General features: G+C 73.5%; 15 protein-coding genes. 4 read left to right on the plus strand and 11 right to left on the minus strand.

The genetic code is table 11. The features are described 5' to 3' along the window. Positions 1–38: 38 nt before the first annotated feature. From ACZ6YG_RS36620 to ACZ6YG_RS36635, 4 genes are read right to left on the minus strand one after another with little or no spacing between them, the layout of a single operon-like run. On the minus strand, positions 39–1,145 hold the full coding sequence (locus ACZ6YG_RS36620) for an SIS domain-containing protein (RefSeq protein ID WP_364225701.1): 1,107 nt from the start codon (positions 1,143–1,145) through the stop codon (positions 39–41). After that, positions 1,142–1,309, minus strand: coding sequence for a Trm112 family protein (locus tag ACZ6YG_RS36625; RefSeq protein ID WP_219543568.1), 168 nt, complete (start codon positions 1,307–1,309; stop codon positions 1,142–1,144). The genes ACZ6YG_RS36620 and ACZ6YG_RS36625 overlap by 4 nt, the downstream gene beginning before the upstream one ends. After that, the gene (locus ACZ6YG_RS36630) at positions 1,306–2,655 is read right to left on the minus strand and encodes a phosphomannomutase/phosphoglucomutase (RefSeq protein WP_148034238.1); all 1,350 of its coding nucleotides are present in this window, start codon (positions 2,653–2,655) and stop codon (positions 1,306–1,308) included. The genes ACZ6YG_RS36625 and ACZ6YG_RS36630 overlap by 4 nt, the downstream gene beginning before the upstream one ends. A 41-nt stretch (positions 2,656–2,696) precedes the next feature. Continuing rightward, on the minus strand, positions 2,697–3,065 hold the full coding sequence (locus ACZ6YG_RS36635; protein ID WP_148034239.1) for a DUF3499 domain-containing protein: 369 nt from the start codon (positions 3,063–3,065) through the stop codon (positions 2,697–2,699). 149 nt (positions 3,066–3,214) lie between these two features. Here ACZ6YG_RS36635 and ACZ6YG_RS36640 point away from each other — a divergent pair, with 149 nt between their 5' ends. Beyond that, entirely contained in the window at positions 3,215–3,655 is a 441-nt protein-coding gene (locus ACZ6YG_RS36640) for a metallopeptidase family protein (protein WP_261808834.1), read from the plus strand. A gap of 13 nt (positions 3,656–3,668) precedes the next feature. Here ACZ6YG_RS36640 and ACZ6YG_RS36645 read toward each other — a convergent pair whose 3' ends face one another. The 4 genes from ACZ6YG_RS36645 to ACZ6YG_RS36660 all read right to left on the minus strand — a co-directional run bounded on the left by ACZ6YG_RS36645 (position 3,669) and on the right by ACZ6YG_RS36660 (position 11,232). Continuing rightward, a complete protein-coding gene (locus ACZ6YG_RS36645) occupies positions 3,669–4,973 on the minus strand; it encodes a DUF5719 family protein (RefSeq protein WP_466020508.1) in 1,305 nt (434 codons plus the stop codon). 58 nt (positions 4,974–5,031) lie between these two features. Next, positions 5,032–8,349 (minus strand): glycosyltransferase family 2 protein, encoded by a 3,318-nt coding sequence (locus ACZ6YG_RS36650; protein ID WP_466020509.1) that lies wholly within the window; start codon positions 8,347–8,349, stop codon positions 5,032–5,034. A 114-nt stretch (positions 8,350–8,463) separates the two neighbouring features. Next, positions 8,464–8,724, minus strand: a complete 261-nt coding sequence (locus ACZ6YG_RS36655) for a WhiB family transcriptional regulator (RefSeq protein ID WP_185088496.1) — start codon at positions 8,722–8,724, stop codon at positions 8,464–8,466. A gap of 318 nt (positions 8,725–9,042) precedes the next feature. Continuing rightward, on the minus strand, positions 9,043–11,232 hold the full coding sequence (locus ACZ6YG_RS36660; RefSeq protein ID WP_466020510.1) for a hypothetical protein: 2,190 nt from the start codon (positions 11,230–11,232) through the stop codon (positions 9,043–9,045). A 159-nt stretch (positions 11,233–11,391) separates the two neighbouring features. Between ACZ6YG_RS36660 and cofD the strand changes: the two genes are divergently transcribed. The 3 genes from cofD to ACZ6YG_RS36675 all read left to right on the plus strand — a co-directional run bounded on the left by cofD (position 11,392) and on the right by ACZ6YG_RS36675 (position 14,479). Next, positions 11,392–12,330, plus strand: coding sequence for a 2-phospho-L-lactate transferase (gene cofD / locus ACZ6YG_RS36665; RefSeq protein ID WP_148037082.1), 939 nt, complete (start codon positions 11,392–11,394; stop codon positions 12,328–12,330). Continuing rightward, complete coding sequence (locus ACZ6YG_RS36670; protein WP_271276898.1) at positions 12,327–13,619, plus strand: coenzyme F420-0:L-glutamate ligase; 1,293 nt, start codon at positions 12,327–12,329, stop codon at positions 13,617–13,619. The genes cofD and ACZ6YG_RS36670 overlap by 4 nt, the downstream gene beginning before the upstream one ends. Before the next feature lie 125 nt (positions 13,620–13,744). Next, a complete protein-coding gene (locus tag ACZ6YG_RS36675; protein WP_271276899.1) occupies positions 13,745–14,479 on the plus strand; it encodes a lytic polysaccharide monooxygenase in 735 nt (244 codons plus the stop codon). 45 nt (positions 14,480–14,524) lie between these two features. Here the strand turns inward: ACZ6YG_RS36675 and ACZ6YG_RS36680 are convergent, their stop codons facing one another. The 3 genes from ACZ6YG_RS36680 to ACZ6YG_RS36690 form a co-directional block, all read right to left on the minus strand. Continuing rightward, positions 14,525–16,273, minus strand: coding sequence for a substrate-binding and VWA domain-containing protein (locus tag ACZ6YG_RS36680; protein WP_466020511.1), 1,749 nt, complete (start codon positions 16,271–16,273; stop codon positions 14,525–14,527). 82 nt (positions 16,274–16,355) lie between these two features. After that, positions 16,356–18,914: a bifunctional FO biosynthesis protein CofGH gene (locus tag ACZ6YG_RS36685; RefSeq protein ID WP_466020512.1), complete on the minus strand. Its 2,559-nt coding sequence runs from the start codon at positions 18,912–18,914 to the stop codon at positions 16,356–16,358. A gap of 59 nt (positions 18,915–18,973) precedes the next feature. Then, entirely contained in the window at positions 18,974–19,870 is an 897-nt protein-coding gene (locus tag ACZ6YG_RS36690; RefSeq protein ID WP_466020513.1) for a DNA-3-methyladenine glycosylase family protein, read from the minus strand. Between the last annotated feature and the right edge of the window lie 30 nt (positions 19,871–19,900).

A 19,900-nucleotide genomic window follows, 5' to 3' on the forward strand; every position in this document is an offset into this window, starting at 1 on the left:
TCCAGTCATACGATCACAAAGTCCTGGACGGATGGATCCTAGTGGGAAATCCGAGCCCTCAACTCCGTGATCGGCCGCACCGGGGTCGGGTCGACGCCGTAACCCAGCGCGAGATAGGTGCTGGCGAAATCCGTCAGCCCGATCAGCGAGGCCAGCCGCTCCAGCGGGTGGTCGCCGTCGGACGCCAGCTCGGTGACCCGCACGTCGCGATCCTGCGCGACCCGTAGGACCGCCTCCCTCGTGCTGGTCACCCGGGGGTGCTCCTCCATGTCGCGCAGCAGCACCAGCCGGAGCGTCCGTGAGGAGGTGTCGGCGAAGATGTCGCGCTCGGCCAGCGGCCCGTCGAGCACCGCCACCTGGTTGTGGCCTGCCTCGGGCAGCTCGCCGGCCATCGCGGGATATTTGGCGTTCTCGTTGAGCCGGTGGGCGAAACGGGTGGCCGCCGCGGTGGCCAGCGGGGACGAGCCCCAGATCATCGGCACGGATTCGGCCAGGTCCATCGCCAGCGCCTTGCCGGGGTTGATGAACGAGTCGCTGGATGGCCGGCAGCGGTGCGCGATGTCTTCGAGCGTCCTGGCCACCCGCTCGTAGACCGTCGGCTCGGCCCGCACCAGCCTCAGCGAGGCGGCGGCCACCACCAGCGGGGTCGTCACGAGCCACAGGTCGGCCCTGGGCCGGCGGCCGGTGGGGATCGCCACGTGGAGCGAGGACGACTGGACCGCCACCGCCTCCAGGGCGGACCCCGCGGGCCCGACCGCGAGGAGTGTGCAGCCGCGCCGCACCGCCTCGGCCGCCATGGCGAGCGTCTCTCCGGTCTCTCCGGACCAGGAGACGGCGATCACCAGGTCGGTCGCGCCCACCCAGCCGGGGAGCTGGTAGGAGCGCACCGTGACCACGGGGATCGGAGCGCCGGGCCCGCACACCGCGGCCAGGATGTCGCCCGCGAGGGCGGAGCCCCCCATGCCCGCGACCACGACCGCTCTCGGCCGCACGTTCGCGGAGAGGCGGTCGACGCCGGACTCGACCGCGCACCGATAGCCGGTGCGGACCTGGGCGGCGGAGTCGGCGACCGCGCGGAGCATGCCGCCGGGGTCGCCCTCGGTGAGGTGATGCGTGTCGTCGAGCCGCTCGGGCTCCCAGGTCACGGCTTCCTGGCCTCGTCGACGAGCAGGACGGGGATGTCGTCACGGACGGGATAGACCAGGCCGCAGCCGGTGCAGGCCAGCTCCTCGGCCTCGCCTTCGGCGCGGAGCGGCGCCTTGCACGCCGGGCACGCCAGGATCTCCAGCAGCCAGTCGTCGATCTTCACTGTTGAACCTCTCTCAGCAGGTCGAGGACCTCGTCCCGGACCGCCGTCATCGTGGTCTCGTCGGCCGCTTCGGCATTGAGCCTGAGCAGCGGCTCGGTGTTGGACGCGCGCAGGTTGAACCACCAGCCGTCGCCGCTCACGGTGAGCCCGTCGAGCTCGTCGGCCTCGCCCCGGCCGCCGAACGCCGAGCGCACGCGGCGCACGGCCGCGTCCTGGTCGGCGACCGTGCTGTTGATCTCGCCCGAGGCGTGGTAGCGGGAGTAGGCGGACACCACCCGCGACAACGGGTCGGGCTGCTCGCCGAGCGCCGCCAGCACGTGCAGCGCGGCCAGCATGCCGGAGTCGGCGAACCAGAAGTCGCGGAAGTAGTAATGAGCGGAGTGCTCGCCGCCGAAGACGGCCCCGGTGCGGGCCATCTCGGCCTTGATGAAGGAGTGGCCGACGCGGGTGCGGACCGGGTCGCCGCCGTGCTCGCGGACGATCTCCGGCACGCCGCGCGAGGTGATCAGGTTGTGGATGACCGTCGCGCCGGGGTGTTTGGCCAGCTCACGCACCGCCACCAGGGCCGTGATCGCGGACGGCGAGACGGACTCACCGCGCTCGTCGACCACCCAGCACCGGTCGGCGTCGCCGTCGAAGGCCAGGCCGATGTCGGCGCCTTCCGCCACCACGGCCCGCTGCAGATCGACCAGGTTGGCCGCCTCCAGCGGGTTGGCGTCGTGGTTGGGGAAGGAGCCGTCGAGCTCGAAGTAGAGCGGGGTGAGGTCGATCGGCAGCCCGGCGAGGACCTCGGGGACGGTGTGGCCGCCCATGCCGTTGCCGGCGTCGACCACGACCTTGAGCCGCCTGATGCCCGACAGGTCGACGAGCGTGCGCAGGTGGTCGGCGTAGCCCGGCAGCAGGTCCTTCTCGATCAGCGACCCGGTGGGCGTGGCCGTGACGCCGACCAGCTCGGCCGCCCGGTCGCGGATCTCGGTGAGCCCGGTGTCGCCGCCGATCGGCACCGCGCCCGCGCGGCACATCTTCATCCCGTTGTACTGCGCGGGATTGTGGCTGGCCGTGAACATCACGCCCGGCAACCCCAGGCTGCCGCTGGCGTAGTAGAGCAGGTCGGTGGAGCCCAGCCCGGCGTGCACCACGTCGGCGCCGCGGGAACGGGCGCCCCGGACGAACGCGTCGGCCAGCACCGGGGACGACTCGCGCATGTCGTGGGCGAGGACCATCGACCGGGCTCCGGTCACCTCGACGAACGCCGCCCCCACGGCCTCGGCCACCGGCTCGTCGAACTCGTCGGGCACCAGGCCACGAACGTCATACGCCTTGAAGATCCTGGCGAGATCGCCCATCCAGCTCCGCCCCTAGGTCGTCACTCCGGCTAGAGCCGAGCCTACCGGTCGCGGTGCTGCTGGGCCGACCTCAGAACACGCAGGTGTCCGCGCCGCCCGACCTCGACTCCCTGGCCGACGGGCTCCCCCACGCCGGATCCGCTGGGCCTGGCCGCCTCCCTGACCGCGTTGGCCAGCGCTTCGAGATCGTCGGTGCTCGGTGTGGCGCCGTCGGTGGGCAGACGCACCACCTCCCAGCCGCGGGGGGCGGTGAGCCGCTCGGCGTGTTCGGCGCACAGGTCATAACAGTGCGGCTCGGCGTACGTCGCCAGAGGGCCGAGAACTGCGGTCGAATCGGCGTATACGTACGTGAGCGTGAAGACGGCAGGCTGACTGCAGGCGGTGCGGGAACAGCGGCGGACGGGGCTCACGGAGGGACCGTATCTGGTAAGGGGGCGGGACGCCACTATCTGAGCGCTCTTAAAAGGCGTGTCGCCACAATTCGGACAGCTGTCGCAGCCTTTCCACCTACATGCACCGATGCCGGTGTTCTTCGCCGGGGGCGGCTTACACTTGCCGTGTGACTAGCAAGCGCGGTCCTCGACGGCGCGACAGGCACGGCCGCGGCCTGCGCGGCCCGATCGCCCCTTCCTACGTTCCCATGGCCCGTGCCCGCAGCGAGCGCTTCGACGACCTGGTGCTCGACGCGGTCGACCGGCTCAGGCCGAAGTGGGGCAGGCAGCTGTCGTCGGTGGAGTTCGCGGTGGAGGAGGTGCCGCCGCTCAGCGAGCTGGGCGACGGGCCCGGCTTCGGCGCCGACCCGATCCCGCTCGGCCGCGCCGACACGGCCAGGGGGCAGGACCCGGCGTCCATCGTCCTCTACCGGCGCCCGCTGGAGGCCCGCGCCCGCGACCGCGACACGCTGGGCGCCCTCGTCCACGACACCGTGGTGGAGCAGGTCGCCTCCCTCCTCGGCCTGTCCCCCGAGACCGTCGACCCGGGCTACGACGAACGCCGCTGACAGCCGCGGCAGGTCAGGGGAGGACCGCACGGGGAGTGTCGGTGAGCGGCCGGAGCACGGTCCAGAGCCGGGCGGGGGCCAGGGGCTGAGCCGTGATCAGGAGACCGCTCCTGAGCCGCTCCTCCATCACCCGCCCCCCGTACACCCGTCCCGACACCGGCGTGACCACCACCGCGTACGCGCCCTCGCCCTTCAGCCGCACGTTCCTGGTCCGGTCCGCCGGCACCGCCACGTCGATCGGCGCGGGCGGTTCGCCGCTCTCCGGCACCACCTGCACCCGCACTTTCCCCTCGGCTCCCGGCGCGGTCAGCACCAGCCGGGAGCCGGCGCCGTTGGCGGCCACCGCGCTGCCCAGGTCGAGAGAGGGCGTGCCGGCGGTGAACGCCACGTCCGGCTGCCGCCCCGTACCCGTGATCACCACGCCCGCCACCACCGGCGCCGTCGAGGTGAGCACCAGGGCGGCCGACTCGCCGCCGATGCCGGTGGTCACGTCGAGCGGCAGCACGCTGCCCGCCGGCACGTCGACGGACTCCCTGCCGCGCATCGCGTACGCGGCGCCCTCGGTCACGGCCTTGATCGTCACGGTCGCGTCGGTCTCGCCGGGCGCGGCGACCAGCAGCTCACGACGCCCGCCGCCGCCGGGGACCGCGGGCACCACGACCTCGGTGGCCGGGGCCGCGGCCGGGGGCAGCCAGTCGACGCCGCCGGTCTCCAGCACCGCCCTGGCCGAGACCGCCAGCCTCCCGGTGAACGTCTTCACGCTGACCGCCATCACGTCGGCGGCGTCGGCCAGCGTGCGGAGGTCGATCTGGCGGTGCTCGCCGGGCTCGATCTCCAGCCCGAGGCCCCTTTCGCCGGAGACGGGCCCCTCCGCCGCGTACACCTCGACGTCGGCGAAGGCGGGCGCCTTGTCGGCGTTGACCAGGTGCAACGTGACGCGGGCGCGGGCGGGTCCCGGCCCGACGAGCCAGCTCTCGGCGGCGGGCTCGGCGCACCGCACCCCGGCCAGCCCGCGCCCGGCGCCGCTGGTCGTCCGCGTGATGTAGCCGGCCTCCAGTCCGCCGGGGCCGCTCACCGTGTACGGTTCCGCGTCCCTCATCGGCTCCCGTGACAGCGTCCCGGGCAGGTAGACGCTGACGTCCTCGCCTCGTGTGGCGGGACAGGCCGCGGTCGCCGCCTCCACCGCCACCTTCCTCGGCTGCGCCTCCACCGGCCGCTCCGCCGCCGGCCTGGTCACGTACGCGACCCCGTACAGACCGGCGAGCACCCCCACCACCAGCAAGATCAGCCCGAACCGCCCGGCCGCGAACCTCCTCACACCCCACCCCCCAGCCGAGACCGACCGACCACCCACCGGGGGCCCACGACGCGCGCTCTCATCGGGCGCCTGCCAGGACCGGGGACGGGTGGGAGGGTTCGGGGCCGGTGGCGGGGTCGCGGCGGCCGGGTGCGGCCAGCAGCAGTACGGCGAGGACCATCGCGCCCTGGAGCCACAGCCATGGGGTGTGCAGGAAGTGCGCGGGCGGAGGCTGGACGGGGGTGACCGTCTCGGCCACCCGCCACAGCCCGCCCGCTTCCGACAGGCTCATCCGCTGCAGCGACGGCTGCGAGTCCAGCGTCTCGGCCAGTCCGGCCGGCACCGGCGGGGCGATGGCGACCATGGCCACGCCCTGCTGGGCGAGCGTGGCGGCGTCCGTGCCGCCGCGCCCGCCGACGAGCCCTTCCGCGGCGGTGCGGACGCGTGCGCGGGCCTCGGGGTCGGCGGGCAGTTCCGCCTCGCCGAGGAGCGGGGCCCGGCCGGGCAGCAAGGTGAACTCCGAACCGTTGACGAGCAGGATCCGCTCTCCGGGCCGCGCGTGGATCGCGGCCAGCGGCGGCGTCGGGTCGGGCACGTCCGACCGGAGCGGCCCGCGTACCCCTTGGACGACCCAGTGACCGGCGGCGAGCAGCGGCGTGCTGATCGCCACGGCGGCCACCAGCACCGCCGCCATCCGGCGCACCCCGCCTGCCGCAACCAGCGCGGCGAGGCCCGGCGCGCTCAGGCCCGCGAGCACGATCAGCGCGGCGGCGGCCAGTGCCAGCGGCACGCCGGGCCAGGCCGCCGCGCCCGACACGGTGATCCGGGCTATCACGACCGCCACCAGCATCGCGAACAGGGCGGCCGCCCACCCGGCGGCCACCGCCCGCCGCCGCCTGCGGGCGAGCAGGGCGGCGAGCCCCGCGGCGACCAGCCCGGCGGTCACCCAGAACGGCGGCACGCCGGGCCCGCCCGGGTTGAGCGCCAGCAGGGACTCCGGCCCGAGCCGGGCGTCGCTCAGCGCCGGGCCGTGCAGCCCGGCCTCCAGCAGGAGCCGGCCCGGGTCCAGCGCCTGGTCCACCAGCCACGGAAGCAGCAGGGCGACCGGCACGGCCAGCGCGATGCCCGCCGAGGTCAGGACGCCGGGCCGCGCCCCGCGCAGCAGCCAGGCCGCCGCCCCGCCCAGCACGGCGACCAGCACGTAGACGAGCGGCACGAACGCGGTCCCGACGGCCAGCAGCAGACCGAGCCCCCAGGCGGCGCGACGCGACCGGCGCGGGTCCCCGAACAGCAGGTGCCCGCCGAGCACCGCGTAAGCGGGCAACAGCACATGCACCACCGCCGTCCCCAGCCGCCCGGCCGCGACCGCACCGGTCACGACAGGCAGCAACGCGTACGTGCCCGCGACCCACACCCGAACCGCCACCCCGGTACGAGTGACCGCCCCTTCTCCCCACCCGGCCGCCCCGGAAGCGGTGGCCCGGCCCGCGCGCCGCCCCGCCGGAGAAGCGGCAGCCGAACCCTCAACCTGAGCCCCCGACCCGGTATCGACGGCAGCTCCACGCCGCCCCCGCCGCCGCCTGCCCGGCTCGGCGCCCGCAGGGCGGCCAGCGGCCGAAGTGACGTCCAGGGTCGAGGAGAGGCCCCGGCGCGAAGAAGCACTCGCGGCCAGAGCCCGGTCGGAAGGCGAGGCGAGATCAAAGCCCGAAGACCCGTCCGCGACCGGGGAACGACCGGAGGACAAGGAGAGATCACGAGCCGAAAAAACGTCCGCGACCGCCGAGTGACCCGAGGAGGAGACGGGATCACGGCCCGAAGGACCGTCCGCGGCCGGAGAGCGGTCGGACGAGGAGGGGCGGTCGGATGGGGGGTGTTTTGAGCGGCGGAGGAACGGAGGGCGGCCGGTTGGGGGGTGGTTCGGGCGGCGGAGGAATGGGGGGAGGTCGGGGAGGGTGGTCAGGCGGCGGGTCGCGAGGTACGCGGACGCCCCGGCCAGGGGCACCGCGCCGAGGAGCAGCGCCGACACCACCGGACCCGTCTGCCCGAACGCCGGGAGGGACAGCGCCGCCAGCACCGCCACGTACGGCGGCGCCCAGCCGGCGGAGCCGCCGGTGTAGAAGGCCCAGAGGTCGGCCGCGCTCCCGGTCACCGGGACGAGCGCCCCGCCGCCGAGCCGGTCTCCGCCCAGCAGGGAGCGCGAGGCCACCAGCGTGACCAGGGTGAGCGCCAGGACGAGCAGCACCCCCGGCCGGCCGAGGAAGCGCTTGACCGCGCCGCGGTCCTCCGGCGGGAGCTCGTCGGGGTCCTCCGGCTTGCCGGGGGCGGCGGCGTGGTGGTGCCGGCCGGCGGACTCGACCGGCCGGTCGCCGCTCAGGAAGCCGCGCACCATGTCGACCAGCCGACGCAGCCCCGACCCTCTGGGCGTGAGCAGCAAGCGGACTCGCGCGTACCCCTTCTTGCGCCCCGCCCGCCTGGCCCGCCGCGCCCGCAGCAGCCGCAGCGGGTGGATGAGGATGGACCCGAGCGCGACCAGCTCGTCCAGCGCGTTCGCGGGCTGCTTGCCCACCAGGAACAGCGACGTCCGTACGAACGAGCCGAGCACGTTCCTGACCAGCGCCCACAGCATGGTGCGGAACGGCAGGTTCGCCATGACGACGAAGATCGCGTTGCGCCGGTCCAGGCGGCGCGGGTGGTCGCCGCTGACCGTGATGCGCCGCCGTCTGCGGGCCGCCGCCTCGGCGTGCCAGGCGACGGCGTCGGTGACGGCCAGCACGCGGTGGCCCGCGTTCCGTACCCGCCAGCACAGGTCGAGGTCGTCGCGGAAGAGCGGGAAGAACGGGTCGAGCCCGCCGGCCGCCTCCCACACGTCGCGGCGGATCAGCATCCCGGCGGTGGACACCGACAGCGCCTCGCGGGTGCCGTCGTGCTGCCCCTGGTCGAACTCGTGCGGCTCCAGGCCGGTGTCCCTGCGGCCGGTGAGCCCGACAGTCACGCCGATCTCCAGCAGCCGCCGCCGGTCCAGCCAGTCGCGCAGCTTCGGTCCCAGCACGGCGGCCTTGCGGTCCTGGCCGGCGGCGTACAGCAGCGCCTCCAGAGCCCGCCAGTCGGGCGCGCAGTCGTCGTGCAGCAGCCAGACCCACTCGTCCTCGACGGCGGGCAGGTCGCTCAGCGCCTCGGCCACGGCCTCGCCGAAACCCGTGGAACGGGGCAGCCTGCGCACGTTGCCCGGGCCGAGCGCCTCCGTCAGCAGGTCGGCCGAGCCGTCGCGGCTGCCGTTGTCGACACCGACCACGCGGTCCGGGCGCCGGCTCTGGCCCAGCAGGCCACGCAGGGTCTCCCCGAGCCAGCGGGCCCCGTCGTGGGAGACGACGACCACGGTGACGTAGGGACGGGACATCAGGCTCCAAGGGGCGGATGATCGGCGGCGCTTACCCTACAGGCCGAACCGGGTCATCCACATGAAAAAGGGGCCACACGGGAACTCCCGTGTGACCCCTCCGTCCGCATATCGCTAAACGGCCTCGCGCTTGATCCTTCTGCGCTCCCGCTCGGACAACCCACCCCAGATGCCGAAGCGCTCGTCGTGCTCAAGTGCGTATTCCAAGCACTCGGCACGAACCTCGCACGATCGGCACACCTTCTTGGCCTCTCTGGTGGAGCCGCCCTTTTCCGGGAAGAACGCCTCCGGATCAGTCTGCGCGCAGAGCGCGCGCTCCTGCCAGCCCAGTTCTTCAGCGTCAAGCTGATCTTGTGCGATGACCAAGTCGGTCACTGCACACCTCCCTGCCGCCCGCCCGCAATGGAGCCCCCCATGGAACGCCTTCCTTATTACCCACCCACTGGAAGGCGTAACAACATGGTTGTAATTACACGCGTGTGCTGTACGTGACGTCAAGCGGCATGCCGGTATCCGGGGAAAGACCTGGTCTCGCCCCGGTCCAGCTCGCGTGTGTGGTTCGCGCCCGAATTGCGCCGTTCTGATGCGGCGTGGACGGGCGTGTTCAACGCTGTCAGCGGTCGGAACCGTATCAGGGCGGGATAGAGCTCCGCCCTTCAGCCACCTCTTCTCTAGCAGTCCTTTGCGGGTCCCTTACCTGCGGGGCTCGTTGGGGGTGTATATCGCCGTCGGGTCGATCGGGTCGTCCCCGCGGTAGGAGTTCGGGTCGAGCCTGACCGTCGAGTCCGCCGGCTGGCCGCCGCTCCAGCCCGCGGGCGCCTGGTGGGTCGGCTGGTAGGCCTGCGGCTCGTACGGGTTCGGCTGGCCGGGCTGGTGCTGGCCCTGCTGCGGCGCCTGGTGCTGGGGCTGGGGCTGGTGGGCCTGCTGCTGGGGCGGCTGCTGCGGGTGGCCGAACGGGTCGTCGTACGGGCTCGGCTGGCTGGTGTAGTCCGGCACGCGCAGGTCGGGCTGGGTGCCGATGATGCCTGACTGGTACGTCTCCGCCTGCTGGTAGGCGTCGAGCAGCTGCTGCGAGCGCGGGTCCACGGGCGGGTCGGGCTCCTGGGGGGACCCGAACTCGTGGCCGGAGTACCCCGTGAACGGCTGGCCACCCTGCTGCGGGGACTGCTGGTCGAACGCCGGCGGCTGGTCGTAGTAGGGCTGCTGGGCCTGGTCGGCCTGGGGGTAGGGGACGCTCGGCGCGGTCTCGCCCGAGGAGTAGGGCTGGCCGAACCCTCCGGACTGGCCCGCCTGGGGCTGGCTGTCCGCCTGCGGCGTGTACGGGGCGTACGCGTTGGGCTGGCTGTCGGCGGGGGCGTACGCGTTGGGCTGGCTGTCGGCGGGGGCGTACGGGTTCGGCTGGGCGTAGACGTCGGGCTGGCTCTCGGCCGGGGCGTACGGGTTGGGCGGGGGGTACGCGTTGGGCTGGCTGTCGGCGGGCACGTACGGGGCGGGCTGGTACTCCTGGGGCTTGAACCCGGCGTCCGGCGAGGTCTCACCGGAGGTGTACGCGGCCTGCTGGGCCTGGGGGGCGTAGGGGTCCTGGGCGTGGGCGGGCGTGGCGTACGGGTCCTGTCCCTGGCCGGGCGGCACGTACTGCTCCTGCGACTGCGCGGGCGGGGCCGCGTACGGGTCCTGGGCCTGCGGCGCGAACTGGTCCGGGGCCTGCGCGGGCGGCGCGTACTGGTCCTGGACGGGCGGAGTCGCGTACGCGCCCTGAGGGGGCGGGGCGTACTGGTCCTGCGCGGGCGGGGCGAACTCCTGCGCGGGCGGCGTCGCGTACGCGCCCTGGGCGGGCGCGGCGTACTGGTCCTGGGCGGAGGGGGCGTAGGCGTCCTGAGCGGGCGCGGCGTACTGATCCTGGACGGGCGGGACGTAGGCGTCCTGAGCGGGCGCGGCGTACTGATCCTGGACGGGCGGGACGTAGGCGTCCTGAGCGGGCGGAGCGTACTGGTCCTGGACGGGCGCGGCGTACTGGTCCTGGGCCGGGGCCTGTTGGGGGAAGGCCGGCTCGTGGCTCTGGTCGCGGTCCGCGGGGGCGGCCGGGAGCGCGGCCCTCGGCTGCTGGGACGGGGGCGGCGGCTGGTATGCCTCCTGCCCCTGCTGCGCGAATCCGGGAACGCCCTGGGACGGAGGCTGCGGGGCGTACTCCTGCGACGGAGGCTGGGGAGCGTATTCCTGCGACGGCGGCTGGGGAGCGTACTCCTGGGGCGGCGGCTGCTGGGCGAACCCCGGCATCGGCTGGCCCTGCGAAGGCGGCTGCTGGCTGTAGCCCGGCATCGGCTGGCCCTGGGAGGGAGGCTGCTGGCCGTACCCCTGCTGCTGGCCGAAGTCGGGCTGCTGCCCGTACCCCTGCTGGCCGAAGCCCTGCGGGCCGTACCCCGGCGGGAAGCCCTGCGGGTAGCCGGTGGGCTTGCGCTCGGGCAGGACCTGGGGCAGCAGGTAGACCAGCGCGATGACGGTCAGCGCGAGCTGGGGCGCGCCGCCGAGCACGAACTCCACGGTGGAGCGCGCGCCCCGGTCCGCGAACAGCCCCAGCAGCAGCGACAGCGCGCCGAACAGGGTGGCCAGCCCCAGGAACGCCGCGGCGCCGTACGCCGCGATCTTGGCCTTGGGCGAGGGCGGGCCGACCTTGGTGAGCAGCAGCACCGCGCCGAGCAGCAGCGCGGTCACCACGGGGCTGGTCAGCCCCCCGAAGTACGTGGCGGCGCGCTCGGTGATCGTGAAGCTGCCGGACGAGCCGATGAAGATCCGGCCGAGCGTGACCAGGATGTCCAGACCGCCGGCGGCCAGCATGATCCAGGCGGCCGGCTCTCTCAACCGGGCGACGTCAAGCTTGTTCACAACTACCCCCATCAGACCCTTTAGCCCGAAGGGAGTTTGCCATATCGTGGCAAAGACCGCTTCGATCACAGGTCGCGCGTTGGTCTCAATGCGCGCCCTTCCTCCCGCTTGCCCCGGCTCAGGGGAAGGGACAAAAGGGCACGATGCAAGACTGACCGCATGCACATCGTGTCCCTCGCCGGCGGCATCGGCGGCGCCCGTTTCCTGCGCGGGCTGCGCGCCACCGCCCCGGACGACCAGATCACCGTGATCGGCAACACCGGTGACGACATCACCCTGTTCGGCCTGCGGGTCTGCCCCGATCTCGACACCGTCATGTACACCCTGGGCGGCGGCATCAACGAGGAACAGGGCTGGGGCCGCCTGGACGAGACCCACGTGGTCAAGGAGGAGCTGGCCGCGTACGGGGTCGAACCGCAGTGGTTCGGGCTGGGCGACCGCGACTTCGCCACCCACATCGTGCGCTCCCAGATGCTGGAGGCCGGCTTCCCGCTCTCCCAGATCACCCAGGCCCTCTGCACCCGCTGGCAGCCGGGGGTGCGGCTGCTGCCGATGACCGACGACCGGTGCGAGACGCACGTGGTCATCTCCGACGAGCGGGGCAGGCGCGCCGTCCACTTCCAGGAGTGGTGGGTCCGGCTGCGCGCCTCGGTCCCGGCGGAGTCGTTCGCGCTGGTCGGCGTCGACGCCGCCAAGCCCGCGCCGGGCGTGCTGGAGGCCATCGCCGAGGCCGACCTGGTGATCCTGCCGCCGTCCAACCCGGTGGTCAGCATCGGGACGATCCTCCAGGTCCCGGGCATCCGCGAGGCGCTGCTGGCGAAGACCGTGGTGGGCGTCTCGCCCATCATCGGCGGCGCCCCGGTGCGCGGCATGGCCGACGCCTGCCTGACGGCGATCGGGGTGGAGACCAGCGCCCAGGCGGTGCTGGAGCTGTACGGCGCCGAGCTGGTCGACGGCTGGCTGGTGGCGCCTGAGGACTCCGGGGTGGCGCTGGAAGGCGTCCGGGTGGCGGCCCGTCCCCTTCTCATGACCGACCAGGACGCGGCGGCCGCCATCGCCCGCGCCGCCCTCGACCTCGCGCAGGAGCTCTCCCGATGACCGCTGACCCCACCCTCTCCGCGGCCGAGCGGCTGGAGGTGTTCGGCGTGCCCGGCCTCGGCGAGGTGCGCCCCGGAGACGACCTGGCCGCCCTGCTGGCGGACGCGGACGTGCGTGACGGCGACATCGTCGTCGTCACGTCCAAGATCGTGAGCAAGGCGGAGGGCCGCGTCCGCGAGGCCCCCGACCGGGCCAAGGCCATCGAGGACGAGACCGTCCGGGTGGTCGCCAGGCGCGGCGACACGGTGATCTCGCAGACCCGCCACGGCTTCGTCATGGCCGCCGCCGGGGTCGACGCGTCCAACACCGCCGCCGGCACCGTCCTGCTGCTCCCCGAGGACCCCGACGCCTCGGCGCGCCGGATCAGGGCCGGTCTGGGCCGCCGCGTCGGAGTGATCGTCTCCGACACGTTCGGCCGGCCGTGGCGGAACGGGCTGACCGACGTGGCCATCGGCGTGGCAGGGATGCTCCCGCTGGCCGACTTCCGCGGCGGCGCCGACACCCACGGCAACCCGCTCAGCGCCACCGTGACGGCCCTGGCCGACGAGATCGCCGCCGCGGCCGAGCTGGTCAAGGGCAAGCTCGACGGGGTCCCCGTGGCGATCGTGCGCGGGCTGTCGCATCTGGTGACCGAGGACGACGGCCCGGGGGTCCGGCCGCTGGTGCGGCCCGCCGACGAGGACATGTTCCGGTACGGGTCGCGCGACGTGGTCTTCGCCCGCCGGACGATCAGGGCGTTCGCCGACCGGCCGGTGGATCCGCAGGCGGTGCGGCGGGCCGTGGCGGCGGGCATCGCCGCCCCCGCGCCGCACCACACGACGCCGTGGCGGTTCGTGCTGGTGGAGTCGGCGGAGACCCGGGTGCGGCTGCTCGACGCCATGCGGGAGGCGTGGATCGCCGACCTGCGCGGCGACGGGTTCACCGAGGAGTCGATCGCCAAGCGGATCAGGCGCGGCGACGTGCTGCGCGACGCGCCCTACCTGGTGGTGCCGTGCCTGGTGATGGAGGGCTCGCACACGTACCGCGACGAGCGGCGCAACGCGGCGGAGCGGGAGATGTTCGTGGTGGCGACGGGCGCCGGGGTGCAGAACTTCCTGGTTCAGCTCGCCGTCGAAGGGCTGGGCTCGGCGTGGGTGTCGTCGACCATGTTCTGCCGCCCGGTGGTGCGTGAGGTGCTCGACCTGCCGGAGGCGTGGGACCCGATGGGGTGCGTCGCGGTGGGCCACGCCGCCGCTCCCCCGCGCGACCGGGCGCCGCGCGACGCCGCGGACTTCACGGTGACGCGTTGATCCGGGGCGGCAGGGGTCACGTATCTCTCACTGACTGGCTTTCTCATGAATAGTCACGAACCGGTTCACTGTTAGGAAACTTTCCTTTACATTGGGCGCACCCCCCAAGGTAAAGGAGCCACTCGATGCGAAGGATGCTCACAGTACTGTCGGTGGCGGCGCTCGCCTCCGCCACCACGGTCGTCTCCGCCGCCCCCGCCCTGGCCCACGGGTACGTGAACGCGCCGCCCAGCCGGCAGGCCCACTGCGCGCAGGGCCGGGTCTCCGGCTGCGGCGACATCATCTACGAGCCGCAGAGCGTGGAAGGCCAGAAGGGCCAGCGCAACTGCCACGGCGGCGTCGCCCGCTTCGCCCAGCTCAGCGACGAGAGCAAGAACTGGCCCGTCACCTCGGTCGGCACCACGGTCAACTTCAACTGGACGCTGACCGCCCGCCACGCCACCAGCACCTGGGAGTACTACATCGGCGCCAACCGCGTCGCCGTGTTCAACGACGGCGGCCGGCAGCCCGCCGCCCAGGTCAGCCACACCGTGAACCTGTCGGGCTACAGCGGCAAGCAGAAGGTCCTGGCCATCTGGAACATCGCCGACACCCCCATGGCCTTCTACGCCTGCATCGACCTGCAGATCGGCGGCGGCGGCAACCCCACCCCGACTCCGACACCCACCCCCACGCCCACCACTCCGACCCCGACCCCGACGCCCACCTCGAACCCGGGCGGCACCTGGAAGGCCGGCACCGCGTACGCGGTCGGCTCCACCGTGACCTACGGCGGCGCCACCTACCGCTGCATCCAGGCGCACACCGCCCTCACCGGCTGGGAGCCGCCGAACGTGCCCGCACTCTGGCAGCGCGTCTGACGATCCCGTGAGCCGAAGGGGGCGCCCCGCACGGCGCCCCCTTCTTCACGCCCCCGGCTTGCAGGTGGGGTGGCAGAGGCGGCGGGCCAGGGCGGCGAGGAAGACGTCGATGATCTCGCCGGGCTGCTGGGCCACGTGCAGCGAGCCGTTGGTGGCGGCGGTGATGGCCGTCAGGCCGTCGCGGTCCACGTCGTCGCCGAAGGCGATGACGATGATCTGCACCGGCCGGTCCGGCTTCCACTCCCCGCGCAGCCGATCCAGCAGGGCCTGCCGCTTGACGCCGCGGCCGTCGTCCTTCCCGGCGGTGATCACCAGGAGCGTGTTGTTCATCTCCTCGCGGTACTCGCCGCCGACCTCGCGGAAGCCGCCGAGTATCGCGTCGTAGAGCGAGCTGTCGCGGTCGGGGTCGGCCTTCATGGTGGTGGTCAGCCGGTTCAGCTCGCCGCGCCGGACGAGCTGGCCGGACTCCGGCTCGTTGATCGGCCCCAGGCCGACCCGCTCGCGGTAGCCGTGCAGGCCGCCGGCCCGGTGCGCGAACTCCCACAGCCCCATGTGCGTGGACTCGGGGAAGAGCTGGAGCCCGATCCTGGCCGCCTCCAGCGCGACCTCGGCCTTGGTTGTGCCCTTCAGCTTCTCCGCCATGTGCCTGGAGGTGTCGGTCAGCACGAGGATGTTCGTCGGCGGGGCGAGCCTGCTCCACGCCCGCAGCGCCTCGTCGATGTCCTCGGGCGACACCGACGGGCGCACCTTCGGCGTCGCCTGCGGGATCTCCGGGCCCGGCGAGATCGGCCCGTGCGCGCCGTCCCCCGACCTGAACCCCGCCCGGCGCACGATCTCCTGCGCCTCGGCGTCCGCCAGCCAACCGGCGAACGCCTTGGACGCCTCGGCCACGGCCGGGTCGGTGGCGGTCACCACGTACGGGTAGTCGAGCGTGATCGTGCCCTCGCGCGGGTGCAGCGCGACCACCGGGTCGTCCGACGGGGCGCGGTTGTGGTGCCACACCGACTGCTCGGGCACGATGACGACCGGCCGCTGCCAGAACGTGCGGTCGTCCACCGCGGTCAGCATGCTCCGGTAGTCGGGCGCCGACCCGGCCTGGGCCCACCGGACGAAAGCGGTCAGCGCCTTGTCCGCCTCCGGGCCCGTACCGACCACGTCGCGGGCGGCGGCGACGGTGGCGATGCCCGCGCCCGCCAGCGACGGGTCGGGCACGCGGACGACGTCGGGCTCGTTCTCCGTGGGCGCGAGCCGGCCCCGGGCGGTGGCCGGGAACACCATCCGCCAGTTCATCTCCGTCTTGCCGATGGCGAACCGCTCGGCGAGCGACGAGCGGGTGGCGAACACCAGCGGCGAGGTGGCCACCACGGTCTCGCCGCCCGGCAGCGCGCCGGCCCCCTGGTCGCGAGCGAGCCGGATCCAGGCGGACGAGTCGGCCACCCACCCGTCCGGCCGCTCGCGCAGCACGCCCACCTTGTCGCCGATGAGCGTGCGTAAGACCGTGGCCGGAGGCTGCTCGGTCACCTGGACGAGCACGCACCGGCCGCCGGCCGTGGTCCTGGTCTCGTTGAACCGCCCGGCCGCCTCCATGACGGCGGGGGCCACGTCCACCGCGGCCGCCACGTCGACCAGAACAGGCTCTCGCGTGGCGCACACGGCCGCGCCGCCGCCGAACACCAGGACGATCGCCGCCGCGAGCACGGCCACCACGGTCGTGCCCGCCAGCACGCCGCGCCACAGCGCCCGGCTCCGCCTCTGCTGGGGGGACAGCGCGGCGCGGTGTCGGCCCAAACGCACGGTGAAACCTCTCTCCGAAGGGGGTGCCGATGTTCCCAGTGCCTCCCAGAGCGGACGCCAGTCTAACTAGAACTGGTTATATCTACGCCAGGGGCAGCACCCTGCGCACGCTCTGGCACACGCCGTCGCTGGCCGCGGCGGCGGCCAGCCGCTCCGCGCCGGGCACGCCGTACTCGGTGGTGCGCTGGCGGACCGGCCGCCCGGTCACCTCCGCCATGGCCCGCAGCTCGCTGATGGTCTTGTACGAGCCGTTCTCCGACCCGGCCATCCGGCTGATGGTCTCCTCCATGAGGGTGCCGCCCAGGTCGTTCACGCCGCCCTGGAGCACCTGGCGGCACAGGTCGTCCCTGAGCTTGACCCAGGAGCACTGGATGTTGCGGATCGCGCCGTGCAGCAGGATCCTGGCCAGCGCGTGCACGGCGCGGTTCTCCTGCGCGGTGGGGCCGGGCCTGGCCACGCCCGCCAGGTAGATGGGCGCGCTGGTGTGCACGAACGGCAGCAGCACGAACTCGGAGAAGCCGCCGGTCTCCTCCTGCAGCCGCCTGATCAGCTTGATGTGGCGCACCCAGTGCAGGTGGTTGTCCACGTGGCCGTACATCATCGTGGCGGTGGTCGGGATGCCGACCCGGTGGGCCGTCGTGACGACGTCGATCCACTCGGCGGCGGGCAGCTTGCCCTTGGTGAGCACCCAGCGCACGTCGTCGTCGAGGATCTCGGCGGCGGTCCCGGGCAGCGAGTCGACCCCGGCCTCGCGGGCGCCGTGCAGCCACTCCTCGACGGACAGGTTCGCCCGGCTGGCGCCGTTGATCACTTCCATCGGCGAGAAGGCGTGCACGTGCATGTCCGGTGTGCGCGCCTTGACCGCCCTGGCGATGTCGAAGTACGCGGTGCCGGGCAGGTCGGGGTGGATGCCGCCCTGCATGCACACCTCGGTGGCGCCCGCCTGCCAGCCCTCCTCCGCCCGGTCGGCCACCTGCTCCAGGCTGAGCGTGTACGCGTCGGCGTCCGTCCTGCGCTGGGCGAAGGCGCAGAACCGGCAGCCGGTGTAGCAGACGTTGGTGAAGTTGATGTTCCTGTTGACCACGTAGGTCACGTCGTCGCCGGCCGCCTCCCTGCGCAGCGCGTCGGCGATCCCGGCCAGCTCGTCCAGCGCCTCGCCGTCGGCCGACAGCAGCGCCACGGCCTCGTCGTCGGTGAGCCCGGCGGGGTCGCTCGCGGCCCTGCCCAGCGCCTTCCTGATCTCGGCGGGCGTCCCGCCGCCGCCGGTCGCGGCGGGGAGGCGGTCGCGCAGGGCCTCCCAGTCGCCGTACACGTGGTCGAAGTCGTCCCGCCGGTCGTGGGTGCGGCCCGTGGTGTCGACCTCGACGTGCAGGTCCACCCGCCCGCCTGGGGCGAACCCGCCGTCGGGCTCCTGCCAGGGCAGTCCCTCCGGGATCGCGCCCTCCCTGGCCAGCCCGGTCTCCGGCTCCGCCAGCGCGGCCACGTGCGCCGCCAGCCGCGGGTCCAGCCACGGCTCGCCCGCCCGGACGTACTCGGGATAGATCGTCAGCCTCTCCCTGAGCCGGAACCCCGACTCGGCGGTACGCGTCGCCAGTTCGTCGATCTGCGGCCACGGCCGCTCCGGGTTCACGTGGTCCGGGGTCAGCGGCGACACGCCGCCCCAGTCGTCGATCCCGGCCCGGATCATGAGCGCGTACTCGGCGTCGACCAGGTTCGGCGGCGCCTGGACGCGTGCCTTCGGCCCGAGGACGAGCCGGGTCACGGCGATGGTGGCGGCCAGCTCCTCCAGGTCGGCGTCCGGCAGCCCGCGCATCGCCGTGTCCGGCTTGGCGCGGAAGTTCTGCACGATGACCTCCTGGACGCCGCCGTACTCGCGGGCCACCCGGCGGATCGCGAAGATCGACTCGGCCCGGTCCTCGATCGTCTCCCCGATGCCGATGAGGATGCCGGTGGTGAACGGCACGTTGCTGCGCCCCGCGTCCTCCAGCACCCGCAGCCGCACCGCCGGGTCCTTGTCCGGCGACCCGTAGTGGGGCTGCCCCTTCTCCTCGAACAGGCGCCGCGACGTGGTCTCCAGCATCATGCCCATGGACGGGGACACCGGCTTGAGCCGCTGCAGGTCGCGCCAGCTCAGCACGCCCGGGTTGAGGTGCGGCAGCAGCCCGGTCTCCTCCAGCACCCTGATCGCCATCGCGCGCACGTACGAGAGCGTGTCGTCGTAGCCGTGCGCGTCGAGCCACTCGCGGGCCTGGTGCCAGCGGTCCTCCGGCCGGTCGCCCAGCGTGAACAGCGCCTCCTTGCAACCCAGCGCGGCGCCCTGCCGGGCGATCTCCAGCACCTCGTCGGGGGACAGGAACGGCGACGGCAGCTTGTGCGGGGCGGTGGCGAACGTGCAGTAGCCGCAGCGATCCCGGCACAACCTGGTCAGGGGGATGAACACCTTACGGCTGTAGGTGATGGTCCCGGCACGGCCGACGGCCTCCAGGCCCGCGTCCCGTACCCGGGAGGCGTGCCCGAGCAGGGCGTCGAGATGCTCACCCCGCGCGTGCAGCAGCACGACGGCCTCGGTGAGGTCGAGCGCCTTGCCGTCACGGGCGCGGGCGAGAGCGCGGCGAAGGGCCGAATCACTGACAACGGTCATAGGCAGACCTTACTCAGAGGAACTTCGCAAAGCGGACGCCCGGTACCGCAGAACCGCGGTCAGAACGACCGGTAGTCCCTGGCGGCCATCCGGGGGCCGCGGGCCGGCGGGCGGCGGCCGGTCAGCGTGATGAACAGACCGGCCCGGTGGCGATGGCCGAGATACGGCTCCAGCAGGCGCAGCATGCCCGGGTCGTCGGTCTTCTCCCCCGTCAGCGCGTACCCCACGATCTTGGCGAGGTGGAAGTCGCCGACGCTGATCGCGTCGGGGTCGCCGAAGACCCGCTGGCGCACCTCCGCCGACGTCCACACCCCGATGCCCGGCAGCGCCCGCAGCAGCCGGTCCAGCTCCTCGCTGGTGGCCGCCGCCTCCAGCTTGGCGGCGTGCCAGGCGGCGGTCGCGATCGTCTTCGCGCGCACGGTCTCCGCGCCCGACCGATGCCAGTGCCAGGCCGGGATCTCGCGCCACACCGACGGCTCCGGCGCCACCCGCATGCCCTCCGGGGCCGGCCCCGGCGCGGGCTCGCCGTAGCGACCCAGCAGCCACCGCCACGCCCGCCAGGCTTCCTGGCCGACGACCTTCTGCTCCAGCACCGCGGGCACCAGGGCCTCCATGACCCGGCCCGTCCTGCCGATCCGCAACCCCGCGTGCCTGCGCACCGCCTCGCGCAGGATCTCGTGCCTGGCCTCGAACCCGGAGACGTCGTCGTCGGCGCCGAGCAGCGCCGGCAGCCCGTCGAGCATCCACTCGGCCCCCGGCCCCCAGGCCTGCCCGCGCACCTGCCCGCCCGCCACCGACACCCGCAGCGTGGCGATCCCTCCGGGGGTGCGGCAGGTGCGCCAGATCGCGCCGTCGGGCGTCTGCCGCCAGGCCGGGTCGCCGCCGCCCCGCTTGTGCGGCGCCAGCGCCAGGCCCACGTCCAGCGGCCCGTCCGGAACCCAGCTACGCTCCCTCACCCGTCCAGTCTGCCGTGCCCCCGCAGCTCA

The organism is Nonomuraea sp. NPDC054003 (assembly GCF_055585125.1).